A 25413-nucleotide genomic window follows, 5' to 3' on the forward strand; every position below is an offset into this window, starting at 1 on the left:
AGCACCTCACAAATCCAATATATTTTCTACAAACAGGTTACTTTTCTTTAATCCACCAAAGGCTATATCTGCCATTCCAAGATGCGGATTATGATTCCCCTCAATAATCACTGGACCGTGTTCAGTTATAGCTACATCCCAACCAATAATTTTACTAGGAAATTCTTCCGCAGATTTTACTGCAAGACTTATCGCTTCCTGAAAGTAAGGTACTTTAAAATTGTTTAAACCTACTTTGGTATTCGGATGTTTCTCATAAGTATTTCCACCATATTCTAGGAAACTGTATGCAGGAGCTACTAAGTGGCCGTTGTTGTCAATGCTAATAAATGCACCTCCATTATCAACTTCTCGATTATTTACACCGAATCTCAATACTGAACACAAATGAACCGTTTTCACTCCGTTATGAATGGTGTTGATTCTAATTGTATTTATACTATTCGGGAATATTTTATTCAATTCTGGGTGCTGTTTAATTTTTTCTTGTATTACGTATATGTTATTTTTAATATCACTATAATTATCCAGTGATATTTCGCTAGAGGAAGTAAACGAGAAACAACCTCTTCCATTCATGCCATTAACCGGCTTCAAAAATAAATCACAATTATTCTCTAAGCATATTTTATTTAATATTTCTTCAATAGCTTCCCTTGTTTTCAATTTATATATGTTGTTTTCAGAGATATATTTATCATTGGCTATAAATCCGTGAAATTTAGGAACAGGTATTTCAAGTTTGGTCATTATATCATTAAAAATAATCTTATCTTCAAATAGATAGGCATAAGCATTTTGGTTAAAATGGTTGTTGGAAATTCCTTTAATATCGGACAACCATAAATAATTGTTTATGCTGGTCTGATTTTTGAGATAAAGTAGTCTAGAAAAATAATGCACAGGTAATTCTTTTTTAGCTATTGTTAACTTGAAGATATCAAATATTATACCGGGAATGCTCTTTCTATTTCTGGATTTCAAAACATTAATATACTTCCTATTCACTGTCTATTCACCGATAGCGAGCTACTTTTTTTCATTTTGTTAATTATATATGGTCTCTTCCCAGATTTTAATGGGGGAATTTCATCAGTATATTCGAATATTATTTTTGCATTCCTTCCTAAAAACTCTTGAAACCTTGCTTTTATTTTATTCTCACCATCGAAGTTGTTAATTTTAATTATAATCATTCTATATTCATTTTCCCCTTCCTGAACAAACTGATACTGTAAAACGTTTTCAATATCCTGCATAGCTCCATTCACAGCAAAACCAGAAACTGTATTGCCATTTACGTCAAATACTTCTTCTACTAATCTACCTGAAATCACTTCTAGATATGGCGTCTCCAGTCCACACTTACAAGTTCCTTGCCCCAATATGGCCAAATCCCCAGTATCGTATCTGATTAATGGCATTGCATGAGAAAACAAATCAGTTACTACCACACGCCCTAATTCACCTGGTTTTGCTGGAATATCTTTATCAATGTCTAAAATTTCTATAATGTAATTTACATTATTAAGATGGTGTTTGGTTTCTTGTGGACATTCATTAGCTAAAACCCCAAATTCTTGGGTTGAATATCTACTTAAAGGTGTGGCTCTAAAAGCCTTTTTTATTATTTCCCTATGTTCTTCGGAAAGGACTTCTGAAACAGTAATCACACCATCCAATATAAAATTGTCTTTCTTACTAATTATGTAATTCGCCAATGTAACAATAGCGGATGTATACCCGATCAATACTTTAGGCTTTTGCTTTCGAAGTATATTCCTTTGTTGTTCAAGCCATTGTAAATCAAGTGTATACGGTGCCATAATAATCTCATTTTGGAAAAACAATTTTAGCTTACTCTTTGATTTTGTCATAAGGTATGCATGCTTAGTACCAACGAAATAGTTAGACCACTCACCAAAATAAATGACTTCCGCCTGTTGTTTAAGCTTTTTTTCCTTACTTAAATAAAACGTAAAGGGAGTGCCATATGAACCACTTGTTGTCATCTTATATAGATTTTCTTTCAAAAATCCTCTAGACAAAAATTGATCATAATTCTCTTTAATAGTTTGTTTATCAATCACTGGGCATGACTGTAGAGTGAAGTATCCACCGTAACTACTATAAAATTCGGTCGTCTTTATTGCATGCTGAAGAATATTCGCAAATCTCCGTTCTTGCAAGTCAGTCTTTTTTCCATAACTATTTCTCAAATCTTCCACATTTTTCAGAACACGCCTTCCTGAGATAGATTCTTTTATTTTAAAAGCCAGTGCTCTCATTACTTCCACCCCAATCATTTAGAAATAATAGATCTACATCTCATTTATTACGGATGATTTCCCTAGCAGGGGCACCAACGACTATAGATTTTGAAATGACCTCACTTTTCACTAATGCCCCTGCTCCCACAATTGCTTCTTCTCTAACAACTTGGCTAGGCAATATACATGCATTACTTCCAATTTCACACTTTTCCATTAATTTAACATACCCAGAGATGTTAGCACCCGGGTACATCGTAGAGTAGTCACCAATTTCAACATCATGTCCAATTGTGCAGTTAAAATGAATTAAAGAAAAATCGCCTACAAAGACATTTGCGGAAAAAGCGACATTGTCCGAAATAATATTACCAATTCCCATCTTAATAGATGAATTCAGATGAACGGAAGGATGGATGATATTCGGATATAGTAGGTTCTTGTTTAATGACAACTTCTCAAAAATCTTTGCCTTAACTACCGGATTTGCAATCGCAATTATCACGTTTGCCATCGTATTCAGCCCAAGTAAATACTCTGTATCTCCAACAACTTTTACACCATTTATATATGTCCCAACTACACTGGCATCATCATCAATAAAGCCTAAAAATGTCCAATTACGATCTCTCTCTGAAATTACCTTCACTGTTTCAGCAACGCCTCTTCCAAGCCCCCCCGTTCCAATAATATACGTAGGAATACTCATCCTTTAATCATCCTCTCTTCCTGTAAAGCGTTTAACCATCTTATCGGAAGTTGTATTCACACCTTCCGATTTGAATACCTTTTTAACCGTCATAAAAAGTATTTTCATATCAAGAAGAAATGATTGGTTATCTACATACCATATATCGTGTTCAAATTTCTCCTGCCAACTTATCGCGTTCCTTCCATTCACTTGGGCCCACCCAGTAATTCCTGGTCGGACTTCATGCCTTCTCGCTTGTTCAGGCGTGTAAAGTTCCAAATAGTCGACTAATAAAGGTCTTGGACCAACTAAACTGATATCTCCTTTTAATACATTAATTAATTGTGGGAGTTCATCTAAACTAGTTTTTCTTATCAGCTTTCCGAATTCAGTAAGACGCATATCGTTAGGTAATAAATACCCGTTTTCATCAACATCATTTGTCATGGTTCTAAACTTATATATATAAAAAATTTTTTCGTTTAACCCAGGTCGTTGTTGCTTAAATATAATTGGTTTCCCTATTTTCCATTGAATGAAAAATGCTACTAAAACCAGGACAGGCGACAATAATAGAAGCCCCAAAAAACTTACAATAATATCAAAGGTTCTTTTCATGAAAACTCACATTCCTAATATATTTTTTCATTCTTACAGGTATATATCCTAATTCACACCCGCTTTCACCATATTCTGCTTCCATCTCCATACATCTGTAACTATTTCTTCTATGCCACGGACGGCACTCCAACCTAATTCTGAAATTGCCTTTGACGGATCTGCAAAACTCTCTGCAATATCCCCCGGTCTTCTGTCCACGACTCTATAAGGTATACTCACTTTATTAATCTCTTCAAATGCTTGAATTAATTCCCTTACGGAATAGCCTACCCCAGTCCCCAGATTAAAAACGTTACAACCCGTCCTAGAATTAATGTACTTTAATGCCCTTTCATGACCGCTTGCCAGGTCCATGACGTGAATAAAATCACGCACACCTGTCCCGTCTTTAGTGGGATAATCATCTCCAAATATATTTAAGTGTCTTTTTTCTCCACTCGCGACTTGAGCAATATACGGCATCAGATTATTAGGGAAGCCTTTCGGATTTTCTCCAATCATTCCAGAGCTATGGGCTCCCACAGGATTAAAATATCGCAAAATTGCAATACTCCATTCGGGATCTGATATAGTAAGATCGTGTAATATTTCCTCGATAATTAGTTTTGTACGACCGTATGGACTCATAGTTGATGTAGGCATTTCTTCACTAATAGGTGATTTAGATAAATCACCGTATACTGTTGCGGAAGAGCTAAATACTAACTTCTTTACGGATTCGGATTCCATTGCTTTTAGCAGATTGATGGTAGAAAATAAATTCTGCTCATAGTACTTTAATGGATTTTCTACTGATTCTCCAACTGACTTCATTCCAGCAAAATGTATGACAGAATCGAATCTGTATCGCTCGAAAACTTCGAATAAACTATTCCTATCTAATAAGTCGCATTTTTGAAAAGTTATATGTGTTTTTGTTATTTTTCGTATTCTATCTAACACTTTTACATCAGAATTTGATAGGTTATCAATTATAATACATTCAATTCCTTTATTAGACAGTTCCACGACCGTATGACTACCTATATATCCTAAACCGCCTGTTATAAGAACCTTCATCGACCTACCTGCTTTCTAATATTTCGTTATAAACAATTTCATATTCCTTCAAAACATTTTCAAGCTTATACGGTTCTACACTAAGTAATGAGGCCTTGCCTAATTTATGTCGTAAACTTTCGTCATTAAGTAACGTCACAAATGTTCTAATTAAAAGACTATCATCATTATGTGGAATAACATAACCATTATGACCATCTGTAATCAAGTCCCTCAATCCACGCGTATCTGAAACAACACATGGAAGACCCGCAGCCATAGCTTCCATAATACTTTTTGGTAACCCTTCTCGATAAGATAAAAGAGTAACAACATCTGTTATTTCCAGTATTTTATCTATGTCATTGCGGTATCCCAATAAATGGACATCTACAAGCTGCTCATCTAATATAAATTGTTCAACCCCTGTGCGTTTATTTCCATCTCCAACAATAAGGAGAACTGATTTAGGACAACTTTTCTTTATTTCTTTCCAATTTCTTAATAAAAAGTAATGATTTTTGTTCTTATTAATTTCAGCGATGTACGTAATAACAATTGAGTCGTCTGGGATACCAAGACCCTTTTTGAAAGTTATTTTCTCTTCTTTATCCCAGTTTTTAATGAAACTCTCCACTCCTACCCCTTGAACATAGCTAACTACCCTTGATTGTTTAAAAATCTTCTTTGCTCGTTTATAATCTTCCTTATTAATTGTAATAATTTTATTTGTCCATTTGGCGGCCATCCTCTCCAATGGAAAATAAATAAACCAGTTTCTTAAAGGAGCGCCTCGGAAGAAATGGAATCCATGAGCCGTATAAATTATAGGATTTTTTTTTACTCGACTATTAATAAATCTAGTTAATAAAGCTGCTGTTGGTGTATGTACATGAATCAAATTAAAATCATTATACTTTAACAAATGTCGTAATTGGCTCAATGCTTTTATTGTTTTTAGTGTGAAAGGAGATCTTGTAAAATCTATCGTTATACATTTAACGCCGAGGTTTTCCAAATCTCTCTCGGGCATACTATTGCTTTTACTTTTATTGCAAGCGACCCAAACTTCATAACCTTTACTCTTTAATAATTTAATAAAAGGAATATGGAACGCTGTGATATGGCCAAATATCGATGCAACAAATAAAACTCTCATTTTTTCAACCTCATTTTATTGTAAAATGTATAACTTAATCTGTTTTTTCACAAGAGAATAAAAAGATGTTCTTTTTGCGTCAAGAGTACTCTTTGAGTACTCAGTTGACTTCAAAAAATTCTCTTTTGAATAGTTCTCCATTTTTTCATCATCTGTTATAATCTCAATTATTTTATCTGCTAACATCACTGGGTTTCTAGGTTTAACTAGACATTTTGCATTTAGTATTTCTGGTATTCCTCCAACGTCAGAGGCTATACATGGTAAAGATACTGCCATTGCCTCAATTAGAACTCTCGGCATCCCTTCCACATATGAAGGTAAAATAAACAGATCATATTTATTAAACTCTCTTTGCAACTGATCACTGCCTGATATCATCCCTAAAAATACAACATTTTTTTCTAACGACATTTTTTTTACTTTTCTTTCAAAATGACCTCTAAGTTTACCATCACCAGCAAAAAACAGCTTTACATTGTATCCTTTTTTTATAAGATGTTTCAACGCTTCTAGTTGAGTTTCATGTCCTTTATAAAAAGTATTCATTGTACCGGCATTTATAATTTTCACAACACGTTCTTTACTGTACTTATATTTTCTATCTATATAGTTAATAGCAACGGACTCATTTAGCACCACATCAGAGATTGAAAATGTGGGTTTTAATGGATTAGGAGGGTAACGTTTTTGCAAAGCATAGTTTGTAACATAGGAAGTGGCTTCTGCATTAATACATTGACTCTTTAATCTCCAATATGATAAGACTCTTGCTATCGGCCTAACAATACTTTTGACATTTCCCCTTCGAAGTGATTCCCAGGGATCCCCGCATACTTCTAAAAAGTATGGAAGCTTTCTACGTCTTATTTCGAACCAGCATAACGAGGCTATTCTCCCTGGTACTCTTAAAATATAAGCATCTGCTTTAACTATATTTTCTTTTATTATATCTTTTATAATTTTATCTTTTTGCAAATATTGCCTAGGGCCTTGATAAAAAGGCAACTCAACAAAGGTAACATTTGGACCGGATGCTTTTATCCAATTATCATCTTTTTCTTCTACTGTTTTAACTCTAGATACCACTAGAATTTCATCAAAAAAATGTAAATATCTCTTCCAAAAAGTATAGTCGTTTTGTCCGGTTGTCCATATTTCTTGATCAGGTGTTTTGAAGAAGACTGTTTCTACGGCTATTAGAGTTCTCATAAATATTAATTCTCCTGCACTTGTTTTTTAAACTTTTTGAATCCAAAGGCGAATAAAATACCGCTTAATAATAGTTGGATAAACCTTGAAGCCACTAGTAAATAGGCAGCTCCGATAATTGAAAACTCTTTTATTAAGTAAATACCAACTCCAAATGTAATTATCGTATTTAGTAGATTGATATAGGGTTGAATCTGTATAACCTTTAAAATAATTATTGCCGTATTGAAAATAGAAATTAAGAAACTAAACAATACAGCAACTGTTAAAGGAAGTAATATAAAACTAAATCCAGCTATTTCTTCATTAAAAATCAAGCTAATAATTAATCTTCCAAAACAAAGGGCAAACACTCCGATAATAAGTGTTATCCCAATACTTATAAACGAAAATGTGAGTAAGTACTTTCTAAATAATTGTTGATTATTATTATGATATGATTTTGATAACAAAGGTGAAATATACAATGACAATGGTGCTGCTACTAAGTTTGCCAGTATAAAAATATATGACAAAGTATTAAAAATCCCAACTAGTTTTATGTCGGCAAATATATCCAATAAATACGAAGGTAAATTTGAGTTGAGTGAATTTATTAATGCTACTAAGCCTAAGGGTATTCCTAATAAATATATTTCTTTATCGAATTGTTTGTATTTTCTTTTTTGCTCACTAATTTCAATCGTTCTAATTTCAATAAGAACGAGCCTAATAATTAAGGTCAATATCTGTGCCGCTAATGAGAAAATCAAGTTATTTGTTATTAGAAATATCGAAATGAAAGATGCTGAATGAATTAGAGCTCTAATAATTCTAATTTTTGCTATGCGCACAATTGCAAGCTCTCTTTGTAAATAAGCTAAATATATATCACCAATTGAATCTAATGTTTTAATCAAACCAACTAATATAATAACTATAAATAAAGTAATATCAGTATTTTGGATGTATGTATATAAAAAAGAAATTATAATTAATAATAAAACACCAAATATTAATGAGTTAACTAGAACAGTTCTATATTGGTAAAAACTCTTCTCCTTACCATAGTCAGCAATCAATAGTTGACCGATTTGCAAATTGCTGAAGAGTGCTACAGGTGCACTCAGAGCCAAACTTAACGTATAAAAACCTAAATTCTCTAGCGAACCAAATTTTGTTATCACAATAATTATAAATAACTGTGATAACGCAAATCCTGCAGTCGCGGAAATAGTCCAAATTAAAGAGGAAGTTACCTTATTAGTCAAATCTTATTTCCTCCAATTTTTTTATCCAAGAAAATTAATACAAATATAATTAAAAGATTATAACTTAGTTCATTAATAAGAATTAGTGAATTATGCCCCATCATAAAACCTAATCTAATAAGGGAAATTGTTAAAAAATAATATGATATAATTGACATTTCCTTTTTCATGATCTTGTAAATTAGAAAACTTATGCATATAAATATAATGGATATTAAAGGTGAAAACACGAAACCAAAATAATAATATCCTTGCCCAATAATCGGTATTATTTGGGTGACGTTGTTTTCATAAAAAATTCGATAATTAAATATCTCCGAGCTGGTTATATAGTCACTATTCTTCAGTAATATATTGAGTCCAATGAACGGTCGAAAAAACTCATATAAAAAATTTGTCTCTGAAGAAGTAGCATAGTATTCTTTTGCCTCTATACTTATTGCAACGTTGTATGGTCCCCCAGCATAAACTTGTATGTTATTAGCTAACTTCTCTCCTTCTTCCTGAGTACTACTAAATCCATTATAGTTACGATACTCAGTTAAAGAAGAAAATAGTAATGGAAACATAATTAAGAAAAGAATAATCAGGTACTTACCATAGCGCTTAAACAAGACCCCGAATAGTAACAAGCTACTAATAGCTGTTATTAAAAGATCAGCCCTATTTTCACCATAAAATACCATAATATTAGTAGTTGTTATAAGTACCGCTAAAATAACATATCTCTTTGAATTGGATATGAGGTATTTTCGATGGAAGAATCCAATAATTAAAACAAATAAGAGGTTTTTCGCAGTAACTAAAATCATGGTCACGGCAAGATATATCAAAGAGCTTTGATCATGCACTGTTCCCTGTTTTTTAACAACGAATGAGAAAAAGTTTCGTGCTTCAGGGAAAAGTACAAGTAAAATAAGTGAAAACCCAATAAATAGATAATAAATATAATTGTTTCTTGTTGTTATAATAACTTTACCTTTCGCAGGAGCGCTCTTATTAATGATCACTTTAACAATAAAAATAATTACTAAACTAGTTATTACCAATTCGTACGACATTAACTTGATTGCTAGCTCTACTGAAACTTGTTTTGGCGAAACGCTCGAAAACCCCGAATAAATATTATACTTTGCAATTAAGTATGGTAATAGTGAATACCTAAAAAACGAGACAATAAAATAAATAGTCAGGAAAATATTTTCGAGAATTCCAATATACAAGTAAAAGAATGTCGGAATCATAATGATAATTAGTGATAAAGGTAACAAGTATAGTGATTTATATCCTTCTTCAATGTTGTGAACATTTATAACTAAGTAAGCAAATGAATAAAACGAAAAGATTAACATAGCTAAAAACGTTAAATTGAAAGCATTTTTTTTCATACTTCGCTCCATAATCCAACATCCTAAAGAAATATTTAGGTATCTAAGTTTTTTCTTATATATTTTATATAAAGTCTGGATGTTCTAACACTAGAGTTAGACTAACTCCCCAAGTAAATCCCTGCACTCTCTTGTTATGTCTCCATATGCTGTATGTAGTTCTAAATCAGCTTTACGTAACGACAATCGGCTTGTTAGAACCGAGTTTGTGTCCATTCTTGTTCTACGATAAGATTTTCACCGATTTAGAAAAGCGCATTTATCAAATGAGTCAGCATAGTTGTGAACTATCGCATTATTGTACAGCCGAGAGTTCACTCTGAGTTTTAACAACCTTCCGATTCGCAAGTCCGATAAGAGTATACTTCAACTCACCATTCTCCATACCAAGCAGCTTGTCCAACACATACTCCATCTCGAGCTCACTAATCGGAGTGGCCTTTCCAACATAAATCTTAGGAAATACATAATCGCTCTGTCGCTCACTCTCATTCAACAGCTCTTCATACAGCTTTTCGCCTGGTCGGATACCGGAATAAGTAATTTCAATTTCATCTTCCCTATATCCGGAAAGCCTGATCAAGTTTTTCGCCAAATCGACAATCTTCACTGGTTCGCCCATATCAAGAACGAACACTTCACCACCGCGCGCAAGTGTCCCTGCTTGAATGACTAGTCGGGATGCTTCCGGAATTGTCATGAAGTACCGGGTCATTTCCGGATCGGTGACCGTTACCGGACCACCTGCCACAATTTGCTTCTTGAATAGCGGAACGACGCTGCCACGGGAGCCGAGCACGTTCCCGAAACGGACCGCTGCAAATTTAGTATTGCTGTTCTTAGCAAGATTCTGAACTATCATTTCAGCAAAGCGCTTTGTTGCACCCATGATGTTCGGCGGGTTGACGGCTTTGTCTGTTGAGACGAGTACGAAGTGTGGGACGCCGTATGCGTCTGCGGCTTCTGCTACGTTTTTCGTGCCGAATATGTTGTTTTTGACGGCTTCCATCGGGTTTGCTTCCATAAGCGGGACATGTTTGTGTGCCGCTGCATGGTAGATGACGTCCGGCGAATATTCCGAAATTATGTCGAAGATGCGGATTCGGTCTTGGACGTCTGCAATTACCGGAATTAGTTCGATTTCTTTTGAAACCTTTTGGCGCAGTTCCATGTCTATATTGTAGATGGAGCTTTCACCGTGACCGAGCAGGATGAGGCTTTTCGGTTTGAATGCCGCCACTTGCCGGCATATTTCGGAACCGATTGAACCGCCTGCACCTGTCACTAAGATTGTTCTGTCAGTCAATTTCTCCTTGATCGCTTTCATGTTGAGCTGGACCTCGTCGCGGCCAAGGAGATCTTCTATTTTCACGTCGCGTATATCGTTAACTGAAACTTTTCCCGTCATCAGATCTTCGATGCGCGGGATCATTTGCGTGCGGACGCCTGTAGCGACGCATCGCTTCATGAGTTCAGTCATGTCGCATTTTGCCATTGAGGGAATCGCAATGACGATTTTTTCGATTTTGTTGTCTTTTACTTTGTCTTCGAGATAGTTTGTACTGCCCAGTATTTTGATGCCGTACAGTTCTAGCCCTTTTTTCGCCCTATCATCGTCGAGGAAGAGGACAGGCTTCATACCCGACTCCGGGTTGTTCAACAGCTGCCGCGCTACCATCGTTCCGGCTTGTCCGGCTCCGATGATCATTGTGCGGGTCATCCCCTGTTCATCCGTTTTGCGGAAGGTGTCCCGTGTAATGCGCCAGCTGAGCCGCGATCCCCCAATCAAAAGAATGTGAAGCATCCATGTGAGGAATAACGCACGTACATTGACGTCTTTCGTGAAAACGAGCTGCGCGATGGCGACGACAGCAATCGTCAAGGTGACCGATTTGAAGATTGCCTTCAATTCCCCTACGGAGGCGTATGACCACACTTTCCGGTATAGTCCGTAGTGCCACGCGAATAGATGGTGCGCGATTTGGATTGTGAGTGCACTCATCAGGATGATGTCGTCTTTGAAGATGACGACATCGGGCCGCAGCATAAAATAGCCTAGAAAGATTGATAGTAATACGATGATTGAATCTAAGAGGAAAAGCATTGTCATACGCTTTTTAATTGTCATACATGAGACTCCTCCTTCTTCTTTGTAAATCAGAACTACTACTCTTCCATAATACGGAATAAGTTATAGTCTAATAGTATCATCTTCCGCCGTACTGTTCTAGTCTAATTGTTGAATTCTGACCTTTTTAACTACTTTTTGTCGATAAATAGAAATCCGGAATCCTTCTTATCCCTTTGTCCTATTGCCTTGAGAGCAGTTTTTGTCGTCTTATAAAAATTGACTTACGCTATTGGGCGTTAAAACCTATCAACCAATGAAGCCGAACAGCTTTCGCGGTTTCACAAGTTCCGGTTCCAAAAGGAATAATGGTTCATTGCTCAAAATGCGCTCATTATTTGCAAGCAATAGGTCCGCGATATCATACAGCTTCTTCCTTTCGAGGAAGTCGAGCCCTTTTTCAAAATGGAAGGGTCTCGTTTTCAAGTTATGGACATCTGAGCCGTATGTATGGACAAGATTCGCTTCGATAAGCTGTAGTGACAGCTTTTGTATATTTTTGCCGAAATGACCGGACAGGCTGCCCGCTGTGATTTGGGCGGTTGCACCGTGGCGGACGAGTCGCTCGAGCCGCTCGGGTTTTTCGGCGATGGCGCGGTTCCGTTCCGGATGCGCAATGATCGGGATGATTTCCCTTTCGAGCATCGATTGGATGACGCTCACTGTGTAGGCGGGAATCGTCTGCGACGGCAATTCCAATAGAAGGTATCTGGAATTTGCGAGTGTCAACAGCTCATTGTTGTCCAATCTTTCGATGATGTCTTCCGTCAGCCGGATTTCTTGCCCCGGATATAGCTGTACATTCAGCCCCGCCTCCTTCATGACGTCTTTCAGTAACGTTATTTGGCTTATCACTTCGCTGCCAGGTACATGATAGTGGGGATTGCAGGCATGCGACGTGGAGATCATATCGGTAATCCCTTCTCCCTCCGCCTTTTTTACCAAATCAAGTGTTTCTTCAATCGTTCGGGGCCCGTCGTCTACGCCGAACAGGAAGTGTGTGTGCATATCAATCATTCGATTCGTGCTCCTTTAATAGAGAAAAGAGCAAAAGGACGCAAGGGCCCCTTCACTCTCCAGTTCCATAATATTGATAGTAATAATGGTCCTTCTCAAGCACGAAATTGTTCATGAGAGTACCTAGGATATTTGCTTTTGCGGATGCAAGTGATTCTTTCGCCTTAATGGCGCTTTCTTTTTCCGTGACGCCGGAATTGACGACAAGGATTGTACCGTCGCACTTATTCGACAAGATTTGGGCGTCAGCGACCGAAAGAAGCGGTGGCGCATCGAAAATGACAAGGTCGTATTGCGATGCCAGCTCGTGAATGAGCGAATCCATCGAGTTCGAGCCGATCAGTTCGGCAGGATTCGGCGGAATCGGGCCACAAGTGATCAGGAATAGGCCTTCAATATCCGTGACTTTAGTAACCTCTTCAAGCGACCATTGTTTCGTGAGCAAGTTGGACAGACCTGTCGTATTCGTCGTGTTGAATGTGTAATGCATCGTCGGTTTGCGCATATCGGCATCGACCAAGAGCACTTTTTTCCCTTCCTGGGCAAAGACGATCGCAACGTTCGCAGCGCTCGTCGATTTGCCTTCCCCTGGGGAGGAAGAGGTGAACAACAATGTTTTCAATTCCTTATCTGGCATTGAGAAATTGATGTTTGTGCGGACCGTGCGGAATTGTTCCGAAACGATCGATTTCGGATTGACATTCGTCACAAGCTTACGTGCAACGTTTTGCAACGGCTGCTTTCTTCTTTTCAGCATAGTCGTCACCTCTTCCTTCTTCTCCGTTGTAATGAATCCTTCGCGCTAGGCATGTCGCCTTCTGAAATTGGACTGACGAGACCTAAAATCGGCAAGTTCAATAATTCCTCGATATCCTGTTCCGTCTTCACCGTCGTATCCAAATATTCGAGGAGGAATGCGATCCCGACACCTAACATGAGTCCGATGACCGCTGCGATCGCCATATTGAGGAGCGGATCGGGCTTGATGGGCTTCGGATCTTCCGCTAGCACTGCCGGCGATAAAATGTTGACGTTATCGACATTCATCAGCTTCTGGATCTCTTCCTGGAAAACTTCCGCCGTCGTGTTGGCGATATCGACCGCCATATATGGCTCCGGATCTTGCACACTCACGTTGACGACTTGTGAGTTTTGTGCGCTGTTCACAGTGATTTTGCCATTCAATTGCGCCGGCGTCGTGTTGAGATCCAAATTTTCAATCACCTTCGACAGAATGGCCGGGCTTTTAATGATGACATTGTATGTATTGATCAGCTGAAGATTTGCCTGGATGTCCTGCGTGTTGAACTGGTTCTGCTCCATCTTCTGCTGATTAACGAGGATTTGCGTCGATGCCTGGTAGATCGGTGTCAATAGCAGGAAACTGATAACCCCCGCCGCTGTGACCGCGAGCAACATCGTCAGCAAAATGAGGATAGCCCTCTTCTTCAGCGTCTTGAACAGATCCTGAAGACTGATTGTTTCTTCCATATGGTATATCCCCTTTATAGCAATCTATCTAAACGTGTCTTATTATAGCATACTGTGTAGAAAATATTCTCGTAATTTGATGCTATTTTGCCAATTTTATATTATAGGTCTTTTTATTTTGTTAGAAATCGTGGGTTTTTCTAACTATTTCGACAATAAAGTACATAAATAGACAGTTATCATTGGAAGTGTGGGAATCTATTATGCTATGGTAAGTGCGAATATTCATTTTTATCACAATTCAATTCAAACAATTGGAGGGAAACAAATGAACAATTCAGCAAGAAAGTCTTTTTTAACGGCATTATCTTTATCGGTGGCGGCAGGAGCGATTGTTGTAGCTGCGCCCGCTCCGGCTGACGCGGCAGTCACTTCTTTCAAGGATGTTGGAAAAGAATCCGAACACCACGATGCAATTATCAACTTGGCAGAACGGGGCATCATCCAAGGATTTGGAGATGGCACTTTCCGACCGGGCGCGGAGTTGACGCGTGCACAAGCATCAAAAATCCTTGCCTTATCCCTTGGTTTGAATACGACAAATGTGAAAAATCCCGGCTTCAAAGATGTCAATGAAAAACAATGGCACTACGGCTATGTTGTAGCACTTGCAAATGCTGGCTACATCAACGGATTTGATGATGGCACTTTCCGGCCTGATGCGAAAATGACACGAGCGGAAATCTCGAAGATCCTTGACTTAAGCTATAAACTACCATTGGAGGCAAAACTGGATAATCCGTTCGTGGACGTTAGTAATTCTGCATGGTATGCCGACCATATCCGCTCACTCGTCGAAAACAAAGTGACGAAAGGCAGAACGGCAAATACGTATGAGCCGAATGCAAACGTTACCCGCGCACAAATCGCTTCATTCGTTGTGCGCTCAGAAAACTTTGAGAAAGTCGCACAGATTGTGGACGAAACAAAAGCGAAAATCCGCTCCGTCGTTCTTGAAAATGGCATCGTTGAAAAAGACGGCAAAAAAGTTGCGGAAGCATCCTTCGATCCAGAATCCGGCACATTGACAATGACAGCTTATGATCTCGGAGAAGGCATTAAAGCAATCCAAGAGCTCGGATTCTTCTCTGACAAACTCCCTGCACTTGGTGTAACAGATATCCGCATCGTGGATAATGACCTCATTAATGTTGTCGATAACCGCGCTGCAGCCAAGCAAAAAGTTCAAGACGAAATGGTTTGGCTGCTCAAAGAACCTAGCGACAAATCAAATGGCGACCTGGTAGCGAACAACATCAAAGTCACGCTCTTCGGCTATAGCGAAGGCATCGAATTCTGGGAGTATTTCAATGTGAATCTTCGTGTGTTTAAGTGATGGAGTGGGGATCCCCCGGCAGCTGTAGCTGCCGGGGGATTTTTTTGGTGGTATGTGGTTGGGTTTATGGGCGTGAGAGTGGAGTTAATGAGCTCTTGGGGGAATTTACGAGCGTTGATGTAATTTTACGAGCGCGCGGGCGGATTTACGAGCGTGGATGTAATTTTACGAGCGCAAGGCGGAATTTATGAGAGCAGTGGCAATTTTACGAGCGCGGCACTAGATTTACGAGCGCTTGACCCGGTTTTATGAGCGCGTAGCCGAATGTCGTAATCGCGGAATAGCCATAATACACATAGTAGTCCCTCTCGCGCCAAATGCTTTTGACATTTTAATAGTCTTATCAAAAAGAATCCCCCTTAGAACGCTTTCTTGCATTCTAAGGAGATTCCCTAAAATATACAGCAGCCTTTCCATTCCCCTTCATTCGAAGACCCGATTTCCGCAAAATCCTTTTTGAAATATGACGGTTTTTGATCCCGGCAAACCTACGGAAATTGCCGTTTGTCATTTTATCGTCAATCAGGTAGAACCATTCATTGATCAACTGATGATGGCAATCTATTGCATTGAGGCCGCAAGCTATACAAATCCACTTTTTCTCAAGCCATTCCATACCACGCCGATTGCAATTCGGACAGATAACACCTGTTAAAATATCACTCTTCGGTATATCCATCGCCCGAATCATCGGAAATGGATTGTACTCCTGATGTCCCCTCGTCATCTCATTTGCAATTTTACCGATTTCCCGCCTCCCAAGTTTTTCACCATCGAGAGCCATTCCATAAAGGAGTATCGGGATTTCATGCGTGAACACAATCGGAGTACTAGTCTGTTCCTCTATGAACAGCTCGTTAGTGAACGCTAAGCCCACCAGCCCTCTTATAGGAATGTTGAATCCCCTATCCTCCAGCCACCTATTGAGGAAGATTATTTTGCGGTCAAGCTCTGTAATCGGACTTTGGATCACCTTGCGCTCTCCATTGTTTTCTTGAATGAACTGAGTGGGATTCGCTTTGACTACAATCTTGCCTCCCAGGTTTTTGATTTCAAAAATGACAATACTTGCGGGTGTAATCAGCAGGGAGTCCATTTGAAAGAAGACACCATCATGATTAAGGCAAACATCATGCAGTAGACCATAAGGATAAGATGGTCGAAACTCTTTGATATGCTTGTCGAAGTTTACCTCACCCGAAAATCCAGCATCCCTTTTTCGAAAATCCTCTAAGATCCTGATGTATTGTTGATGGTTTTTAGGCAAACGCCTCAACAGTGCCTGCAAACCGAGCATTGCCAACGGCTTCTTCCGTTTTTTATACAGCATTCTATCACCTCGGATAGATTATAACATGTATGTATAATTTTTCCAAAACGACAATAACTTGAATTCTCGGGGAAAAGCGCGGTAAAAATTTGATTTTAGAGGCTTTTTGGGGTTTTAAATTTGATTTTTAGTTTTTTTTATGTTTTTTCAGGAAGATTAATATGCACGCAGGCGGTTGTTTTAATCTGGAGTTACCCCACTTGCGCAGATTGTTTTTGTCAAATTGGGGTTTGCTTGCAGGAAGATATCATGCCAAGCTTTTATATGCATGGCAGGAGGAGTTATGGGCTGGGAGCTCGAACTTACGAGCGCATGGAGAGTTTTACGAGCGTGCAACTAAATTTACGAGCGCGGGGGAAGATATACGAGCGCATGAGTCAATTTACGAGCGCTAAATGAAATTTACGAGCGTCGGAGCCAATTTACGAGCGCAAAACAGATTTTATGAGCGCCAGAGCCAATTTATGAGCGCAAAACAGATTTTACGAGCGTCGGAGCCAATTTACGAGCGCTAAACAGATTTTATGAGCGCCAGCACATGGCAGCCACTCTCTTCCAAAGACGTACTATTGGACATGTCCGGATCATTTACATTTTTAATCAGCTACCATCTCACCCAGATCAACCTTGCCAAACGTAGATCCCCAAAAAGCAAACCGCGCAAGTCCACATCATGAGGACTCACGCGGTTTTCAACTGTTTAGCTTCCGATAGCTTTCTTCAAAATGCCATCGCGGCGGACTTTTTTCGTTGCTTCATATTCATCGATAAAACTTTGAGCGTACGATTTATTGTAGCCATTCGCCGCCAATTCAGATTCCAATGCCTTAATTACACCGTAAAACGCCGCATCTGTATTTGCTTCCAAGCTGTTCGCGGCACTCATGTATTTATTATAGAAGTAGCCGTAGTTGATGCTTTCGCCATTCGTCTTCTTATCGGAGTACTCATTTTTCGCCCGGCCGATCAATGCATTGATTTTACTGTCGGCTTGCCCTTCAAGCTGCCTGAATACAGGCTCGTACTTCCCTTTCACCTCGGCAACAGTAACTTTCTTCTTCGTTTCCGTCGTACTTACTGGCTGCTTGTTTTGTTTCGAGGACGTTCCTTTCGAATCGCTTTTCGGCGGTGTCACGCCAGCTTTATTATTGCCAGTTGAAGTCGTTTGACCCGAATCTTTGGCATTTTTACTTGCTTCGCTAATAGAGTCTCCTTCAGAATCGCCTTCTTGTCCATCGCTCTTTTCCTCATCCAAACCGGAAACGGTTCCATCTTCACCAATGACTAGCTTTGTTCCATCCGGAAGTTCGATTTCATATGGATTTGCGATGATCTCTTCCACCTCTTCATCCGCCACATCGTATTCTTTGAACTTCAATATGTACGCTAAATAAGCCCCTGCACCTAAAACGAGTGCCAACACAACAGCTATTGTAATTTTCCATTTTTTCTTCATACAAACACCCGCCCTTATATGATACTAGCAGTTTATCATGAAATAGTAGAACAGGGTAGCGAAAGATGATGAATATTGTCGCTTTTCGGTGAGGTCAGTGATAGAACGGGCCTTTAGGTAAGTTAATTATGAGCACATTTTCGGTTGCAGGAGCACGGTTTCAGATTTATTAGCGTATATAACGTTAGACACCTTTATTGAAATTGCTATTTCAATGTGTAAGTGCTAATTACCATGTGAATTTGAAATTTTACGTGGACTTCGATACAAAATACCCCAGCTGCATCTAATCAGTAGATGCGGCTGAGGTGGGTTGGCCAACTTACTTTAGAAGTTCTGCAAAATTGACGAAAATCTTCGCAGCTTCTGCACGTGTTGTCGGGTTTTGCGGCATGAATTTTCCATTAGATCCTTCTACGATTCTTAGCTCATACAACATTGAAATAGCATTTACTGTTTCCTCATTGTAATTGCCGATGTCGGAGAACGGTGCAATTGCCATCGGTTTGTATTTTGTGCCTGTTTTGAGTTCATGTGCACGTGCAATCATTAATGCGATTTGAGCACGTGTCACATTTTCCGAAGACCTGAATTCGCCATTAACCCCTTTGACAATCCCGTATTTGTAGGCGGCCGCAATTTCAGCTTGTGTTTCTTTACTCAAGTTTTTAATGTCTTTGAATGGTGCTGCTTCATCTGTTTGCAGTCCCAATGCACGGGTAATCAAGGCAGCTGCCTGCGAACGTGTCAACTGATCATGCGGCTTGAATGAACCGTCCTTGTAGCCTTTGAAGACTCCCATTTGTACAGCTTTTTGAATATATAGTTCTGCCCAGTAACCTGCTGATACGTCCGTAAAGGTTACAGGCGTTACTGGCGCAGGGTCGATTGGGTCAGGTTTAACCGGATCTGGCTCTGTCGGTTTTGGATCTACTGGTGTTGGCGGGATATATCCGCCGCCTCCATTTCCTGGGCTTTTGACAGTGACGGTCAGTGTTGCAGTATTTCCTTTATAAGTGATGGTAATTGTTGTTGTACCAGCCGCTTTTGCTGTGATGATGCCTTTATCGACAGTTACGATCGAATCATCCGCCACTTCATATTCTGCTTCTGTCGTCACTTCATTGACTGTTGACTCCCCTTCGACAGTTGTCGTTTCTGTCACTTTGACAGTTACCGTTTTTCCTTTTTCGATTATGAGATCTGTTTCATCTACCGAAAGTGTAACGATAGCTTCAGGTTGAGGATCTGGATCTGGATCTGGATCTGGATCTGGATCTGGGTCTGGATCTGGGTCTGGGTCTGGGTCTGGATCTGGATCCGGATCTACAATTCCTTCCGTTACCACTACTGTTACTGTTGCTGTTTGCTCTTCGTACGAAACGGTGATTGTTGCAGTTCCTACTCCAACTGCCATTACCATTCCTTCGGATACCGTGACAATATTTTCATCAGAAATTGTGTAGGTAGCTAGATTCGTAACCGGTACTTTTGTCACTTCACCGTCAACATTAGTAACCTGTGTCACAGTAAGCTGAGCAGTGTCGCCTTTTGTCAATTCTAGCAATTCTTTATCAACTTCTAATGTGATAACTGGTTCGACTTCGCCAGTGCCTTCTGTCACTTTCAATTCTTTCGTATCACGCACACGAATACGTGAACCGCCGGCGAAATTGCCTGATAAGCCGACTGCTTCAAGTGTATCGCCGACCTTCATACTTGGAATAGGTCCCGACTGATTTACGATGTACCCATCGACGAAGACAATTAACTCGCCAGACCCATCATTGATAGAGTAAGAACTTCTATCCTCAGAAATGGAAACCACTTTACCGGTCGTCTTCACTAACAGCCCTTGATTTTCATCATTTGTTGCTTCTCCGGTTGGAACTTCTTTTGGTTGAATTTCAGTGCCATGTCCTAGTTTAATAACATCCAAATCGAACTTGGAGAATGCAATCTCTTTGTTATTTTCAAATGTGATGATTTGACCATAAATACGTACTTTATCGCCTAACTTCAAAGATCCTGCTGGCACTTCATTAAATGCCATGATTCCACCTGTTTCATCTTGCAAGTAGAATGCGTCGAAGAATACACCAGCAGCCGTAGTCACTGTTCCTTCTATGACCACATCCGTATCCTCCGCAAGTCCCCGAGCATCACCAATAGCTGTAATTTTAGTTTCCTGATGCGCTAACCAGTTGACTGCATTTACTGCAAATTGTACGTTACCTTTTGGTTCATATGATTCATCCATCTGTTTGTCATTGAAGATATTCATCCCAGAGACGATAATTCGCCCTTTATCTCCAATTTCATCTGAGGCGATTAACGGAATTGCTGAACCACCATGATCATCCGATACGTCGTCATATACGTAACTTCCATTTTTTATATTCCCTTGATATGTTGTTTCATTTCCTTTAACAAGGAATTTTACTGTACCAGTTTCCTTAAGGGCTGTGTTATTCGTTCCTTGAAGACTGGATCCACTGTAATAATCTATAAACGGTACGCGGTCCGTTATATAATTGTCTACTGGATCCGGGTAAGCACGCACAGCAAATGGACTAACTGTCGGGTCACTCCAAAAGTTACCTTTTTTGCTAAGGTCGAATACACCGTCGTGACTCGTTCGGATATCTGTTCCAATTTCAGCAAAAAGTGCATTGCTAATCGTAGAATCCGTCGAGCCATTATTGCTCTTGCCAGTGTAAAGTAATGAACCTCCAGCTTTTACAAAATCACCAACTGCCTTTTGTTCATTTGCAGTAAGAGCTGTTCTCGGATGTGTGATTACCAGCACTTGAACGTTTTTCAACGTATCGGCAGTAATTTCCACTTTATTTTCAACCACTTTATAGCCTTCTTTTTGAAGAAGAAGCGTGAAGTCTTTTAAATTATCTTTATATGTCCCCGAGTCTCCGCTGGAGTTTTCATTACCGTGCTTCGCATCAATTAAAATCGTCATCCCATTTGGTTGTTTCACATGGACAGGTAAGGTGAATCGAATGTCACCTAAATCGGCCCCCTCATTGGATGTTACGACTGCGATAATGTTATAATCCCCACCCGTCGGTGTATCCCACTTAATGGTTGCAACTCCTGCACCTTTCGCCACAATGGATGGTATATGACTCGTTCCGATACGCTTTGCCTCAATCACTTCATCAAGATATAGATCTACTTTAAGATTATTGATCATTTGTGTTCCGAAGTTTCCAACCGTCGTTTTGAATGTAGCGGGATTGCCTGCGATGATGACACCGCCATCAATGTCGATACTATTCACTTTTACGTCAACTGTTTCTTCTTTTGACCAAATTGGCGCAGAGTAAGCACGTTCTCCGTCCATTTGCGTTACACGAACGACAAACCATTGCTGGCCACTTTCTACTGTGTATGTTGGTTTCCAGTTGAAATCCGTTGTCAGTGGAGCATACGTACCAACCACTTTACCTCCGTTAGTAACTAGCTCTACTAATTTCACACGGTCATCGGACGTATACGTATTTGATAAATAGTCATAGCCATTCGTTCTTGACTCAGCCACTTCGTCTGTACCCGAAATATTGAATTCAAGCGTTTTACTATCAACTGTAGATCCCATATAATAGCCATTCGCTAAAACATCCATTTCAAAGTTCGGATCTTCGGACATATAAACGCGCATATTGCGCATTGACTGTAACAGCGATTCTTGAGTCAATTCATCCGAAACGATAACTGTACGTTTGTTCGTTTTTCCCCATGTCCCGTCGTGGTTATCTTCCCCATAAGTCGGTGCGACGTGCCAGCCAAGATCCAACGCTGAGAAGAATTTCTTTTCCGCATTGGCATAGCCATAGTTTCCTGAACCGTTCCCTACTTCTAGCATCGTAAATAATTTATCCAATTCTTTGTCATATGGTTTGAAGTTATTGAATGCATCTTTCCCCATATCCGGGTGATTGAATTGTGCAACAACGTCATCATATGTCAATACCCATGCATAATATTGGCTTAAGTCTTGGTACAACTTGCCGTTCACATTTCGGTCAATGAAATTTTCTGTGCCGAATACGTTTGAGTGACCCCAAGTTGTTGCAGTCATTTCAAACGCCGGGAAAACTACATATTCCCCGTCTTTTGTATATTGATTTGCTAAGTCTTTCGTTGTTTTCCAATCTACACCGCCCGCGCCTGTACGCTCGGGAAGCCCTTTATGATCTACTGTATCCTGTCCAAGTAAATCGGGATCGATATCGTGTGAGTGATCAGAGAAAGCAAAGAAATCATAACCGTATTTTTTGCCGGCTTTTAATGCATCTTCCGGTGTACCTGTTGCATCATGAGAAATGTTCGTATGGTTATGTGTTGTGCCCCGATAGTGGTTTCCACCCGTAAAACGAGGGACGACTTCAAACGTCCATTGTTTTTCGCTGCCATTACCCTTCATATCTTCAGCGGATACCTTCACTGTATGAACAGCTACTTCCAAATCCTTATCCGGCGTGAACTTTACTTGGGTTTTAGATATGGAGGCACCTGTAACTTTTTCACCGTCAAGATAAACTTCAACTGTAGCTTCATTCACACCACTCGGATCTTCCATTAATACTGAAATTTCCGGACGTGGCGTTTCAACTTTAACACCTTCGGAAGGCGTTTCTGCATAGATGTTGGGGCCTTCTTCATCTTCCACGAATGTTACTTTAAAAGGTACATCGCTAGACCCAGCATATTTGCTCTTTTCACCTGCTTTTGCTTCGATATAGTATTCGAATCCATCGCCAGTGATTTTTGTGTAATCCAAGATGGCTGTGTAACGACCTTGCGAATCGCCTGACATTGGCAGCTCACTGTATGTGTATCCGCCAAGATTCCGATAAAAAACAGTGACGGACTGTGCTCCATCTGCAAAAGCTTCGAACGAAATGTTTGTATCTTTGTATGCAGTTGTTAGTTTCTGGTGTGATAAGCCTAGGATTGATGCAATATCATCTTTGTCACGCAAGTTCAATTGGTAGCCATCATTTGCTGTCGCTTTGGTCGTATATTGACCGATGACACCTGTGAATGTGTAGCTTTTATTCACAACAATATCTGTTTCCATATTAATATTTGTTGCCGTCATAACACGCAGTAATGTTGTTTTTCCATTGTCATCTGCAATTGTTACGTTATAACCGGCACCAGAAAGTGATGATGCTGTCACTTTCCCGCTAACAGTCGCTAAACTTCCTTCAAGAGGTTCAACGATGTTAAACGTTGTCATATCTAGAATCGTTAACTCATGAGGGGCTGGTAATGCCTGCCCTTCATCAAGGCGTTCCAAAGCCGTCACTTCAAACTCAGTAAGACCGTTGTAGAAAATCACTTTACCTGAAACCTTTAAACGGTCTCCGCGGTTAATTTTTAGTTTGTGATCAAAGTTACCGAATATATTGATCCCAGCTGTTTCATCTTGTAAAAAGAAGTTACTTTTTTGCGTACCTAGAATTCCGTTTTCAAACGTCACGACTCCTGTAATCGTGAAAAACTTGTTCAAGTTTACAGGTTTCCCTTGTGTGTCGGATTTCCGGACATCTTCAATCGCTGTTATTTCGTCATTTGATGCTTTTGAGATTGCTACGGAAGTACTTTCTAACATAATTCCTTTAGCAGTATAGTTTTGTTGAGTTACATAGATTGTATTTGGCGCATTTTTAAATGTAGCTGTAAATCCGCCTGTTGTATCTGCAAAGACAGCTTGGTTATCTGTCGCAGTTAATCGATCTTCCACTTTTGCATCAGCGTTTGTATATACATTTATACGAGCTTTAGCAAGTGCGGCTTTCGTTCCGATTAATGTACCATTGCCTTGATTATCAACCATATAGCTTAAATCTGCAATTTTAAGTGAAGCTGTCGCTTTCGCCACATCAACAATTGTTGTTTTACTTTCGGGCTTGTCCGAAGATGTTGCTGTAATGTAAAGATTTGATAATGCTTTATTCGAAGTGAATGAAGCGCTGAATGATCCATCCTCTTCAGCTTGTCCAGTTGATAACGATTCTTCTTTGGAAGCAGTTGCATAGAAATTTACGGTTGCCGCTTCTGGAACTGTCCCTGCCTCTGCAGTTACAGTGATTTGTGTACCTTCTTGTTTAAATTGAATTCGGTCAGCAATCGGCTGTACCGTTTCGTTCAATTCGAATTTTTCTGTAGGGCTTTTTGTATTACGTGGTTTGGGAGAGCCGGTTATAAAATCACTTGCATTGTCATCCGTATCCCATCCATTTCCAAGACCAGGGACAACTCCCATTCCGGCATATGACTGACGCTGTGCACTCAATGTTGTACTTAAATTCTTAGTTGGACCCGAACCTTCAAATCCATTAGCCGCCGTTCCAAAACCAACAAAGTCGACGACTCCTTTCGAGTTTGTCGGTAGAGTGCCAGCGAGCGGCGCGGTGGAGTCTTTTACTAACGCCACTTTTCCAGAAGCGGCAGCCATCGCAATCCCACCGGTAACATCAGCTGTTGGAATTGGAGTTCCATTAGCACCTCCAGCTTCGCTAATTAAGAAGTATCCATTTGCTTTAACCGTACCTTTGAGCTCCGTTACTGCCCAAGTGGATCCAGTTGAACTAGCATATTGAACTGACCAGCCGTCTAACGAGACCTCCTCATTCGTTGGGTTATACAGCTCAATAAAGTCATGGGTAAATAGCGCACCACTGTTGCCACCTGCTCCATATACTTGACTAATGACAATTTGTTCGGCAATTTGGGCATGTACTTGTTGTGTTCCTATAAGCGGTAAAAATGTACCTAATAGGAGAACAATCGAAAGCATTATGCCTTGAAAACGCTTACTTCCCGTCCTTCGTCTTCTCATTCCCTTTCCCCCTACTTTAGTTTGGTTTTGTCACTGCAATTCAAGACTTCATCTTAAAAAATGTGTTTCCATCATTCATTTTACCTAAGATTGGAGAAGAAAGGAATATTCAAAACTGCATTTACATTAATTTAATAGTGGTTTAGCAGTAGTGCTAACGT

The 25413-nt window shown here is 39.6% G+C and carries 17 protein-coding genes; 1 reads left to right on the plus strand and 16 read right to left on the minus strand.

Annotated features, from left to right (window positions below; translation table 11 throughout):
- Window positions 1–6 precede the first annotated feature (6 nt).
- The 13 genes from ACFPTP_RS16295 to ACFPTP_RS16355 all read right to left on the minus strand — a co-directional run bounded on the left by ACFPTP_RS16295 (window position 7) and on the right by ACFPTP_RS16355 (window position 14265).
- Entirely contained in the window at window positions 7–1008 is a 1002-nt protein-coding gene (locus ACFPTP_RS16295) for a sugar-transfer associated ATP-grasp domain-containing protein (RefSeq protein ID WP_381446983.1), read from the minus strand.
- Window positions 1005–2288, minus strand: a complete 1284-nt coding sequence (locus ACFPTP_RS16300; RefSeq protein WP_381446985.1) for a phenylacetate--CoA ligase family protein — start codon at window positions 2286–2288, stop codon at window positions 1005–1007. The genes ACFPTP_RS16295 and ACFPTP_RS16300 overlap by 4 nt, the downstream gene beginning before the upstream one ends.
- Window positions 2289–2328: 40 nt before the next feature.
- On the minus strand, window positions 2329–2979 hold the full coding sequence (locus ACFPTP_RS16305) for a NeuD/PglB/VioB family sugar acetyltransferase (protein WP_381446987.1): 651 nt from the start codon (window positions 2977–2979) through the stop codon (window positions 2329–2331).
- Between the two features lie 3 nt (window positions 2980–2982).
- Window positions 2983–3579, minus strand: a complete 597-nt coding sequence (locus ACFPTP_RS16310) for a sugar transferase (protein WP_381446989.1) — start codon at window positions 3577–3579, stop codon at window positions 2983–2985.
- Window positions 3580–3627: 48 nt separating this feature from the next.
- Window positions 3628–4641 (minus strand): UDP-glucose 4-epimerase GalE, encoded by a 1014-nt coding sequence (galE, locus tag ACFPTP_RS16315; protein WP_381446991.1) that lies wholly within the window; start codon window positions 4639–4641, stop codon window positions 3628–3630.
- 4 nt (window positions 4642–4645) lie between these two features.
- Entirely contained in the window at window positions 4646–5779 is a 1134-nt protein-coding gene (locus ACFPTP_RS16320) for a glycosyltransferase family 4 protein (RefSeq protein WP_381446993.1), read from the minus strand.
- Between the two features lie 15 nt (window positions 5780–5794).
- The gene (locus ACFPTP_RS16325; RefSeq protein ID WP_381446995.1) at window positions 5795–6991 is read right to left on the minus strand and encodes a glycosyltransferase; all 1197 of its coding nucleotides are present in this window, start codon (window positions 6989–6991) and stop codon (window positions 5795–5797) included.
- 5 nt (window positions 6992–6996) lie between these two features.
- A complete protein-coding gene (locus ACFPTP_RS16330; RefSeq protein WP_381446998.1) occupies window positions 6997–8241 on the minus strand; it encodes a lipopolysaccharide biosynthesis protein in 1245 nt (414 codons plus the stop codon).
- On the minus strand, window positions 8238–9641 hold the full coding sequence (locus ACFPTP_RS16335; RefSeq protein WP_381447000.1) for an O-antigen polymerase: 1404 nt from the start codon (window positions 9639–9641) through the stop codon (window positions 8238–8240). The genes ACFPTP_RS16330 and ACFPTP_RS16335 overlap by 4 nt, the downstream gene beginning before the upstream one ends.
- Before the next feature lie 283 nt (window positions 9642–9924).
- Window positions 9925–11757 carry a polysaccharide biosynthesis protein gene (locus tag ACFPTP_RS16340; RefSeq protein WP_381447002.1) on the minus strand — a complete coding sequence of 611 codons (1833 nt, stop codon included), beginning with the start codon at window positions 11755–11757 and terminating at the stop codon, window positions 9925–9927.
- Window positions 11758–12006: 249 nt separating this feature from the next.
- Window positions 12007–12774: a tyrosine-protein phosphatase gene (locus tag ACFPTP_RS16345; RefSeq protein WP_381447004.1), complete on the minus strand. Its 768-nt coding sequence runs from the start codon at window positions 12772–12774 to the stop codon at window positions 12007–12009.
- 52 nt (window positions 12775–12826) lie between these two features.
- Window positions 12827–13531, minus strand: coding sequence for a CpsD/CapB family tyrosine-protein kinase (locus ACFPTP_RS16350; RefSeq protein ID WP_381447006.1), 705 nt, complete (start codon window positions 13529–13531; stop codon window positions 12827–12829).
- A 5-nt stretch (window positions 13532–13536) separates the two neighbouring features.
- The gene (locus ACFPTP_RS16355) at window positions 13537–14265 is read right to left on the minus strand and encodes a YveK family protein (RefSeq protein ID WP_381447008.1); all 729 of its coding nucleotides are present in this window, start codon (window positions 14263–14265) and stop codon (window positions 13537–13539) included.
- A gap of 268 nt (window positions 14266–14533) precedes the next feature.
- Between ACFPTP_RS16355 and ACFPTP_RS16360 the strand changes: the two genes are divergently transcribed.
- Window positions 14534–15601, plus strand: a complete 1068-nt coding sequence (locus ACFPTP_RS16360; RefSeq protein WP_381447010.1) for an S-layer homology domain-containing protein — start codon at window positions 14534–14536, stop codon at window positions 15599–15601.
- A 379-nt stretch (window positions 15602–15980) separates the two neighbouring features.
- Here ACFPTP_RS16360 and ACFPTP_RS16365 read toward each other — a convergent pair whose 3' ends face one another.
- The 3 genes from ACFPTP_RS16365 to ACFPTP_RS16375 form a co-directional block, all read right to left on the minus strand.
- On the minus strand, window positions 15981–16931 hold the full coding sequence (locus tag ACFPTP_RS16365; RefSeq protein ID WP_381447012.1) for a nuclease-related domain-containing protein: 951 nt from the start codon (window positions 16929–16931) through the stop codon (window positions 15981–15983).
- Between the two features lie 700 nt (window positions 16932–17631).
- Window positions 17632–18387 (minus strand): hypothetical protein, encoded by a 756-nt coding sequence (locus ACFPTP_RS16370; RefSeq protein ID WP_381447014.1) that lies wholly within the window; start codon window positions 18385–18387, stop codon window positions 17632–17634.
- Between the two features lie 322 nt (window positions 18388–18709).
- Window positions 18710–25252, minus strand: a complete 6543-nt coding sequence (locus ACFPTP_RS16375; RefSeq protein ID WP_381447016.1) for an S-layer homology domain-containing protein — start codon at window positions 25250–25252, stop codon at window positions 18710–18712.
- Window positions 25253–25413: the final 161 nt, after the last annotated feature.

Origin of the sequence: Sporosarcina koreensis (assembly GCF_042655825.1) — a bacterium.
In the GTDB taxonomy this organism is placed as follows: Bacteria; Bacillota; Bacilli; order Bacillales_A; family Planococcaceae; genus Sporosarcina; species Sporosarcina koreensis.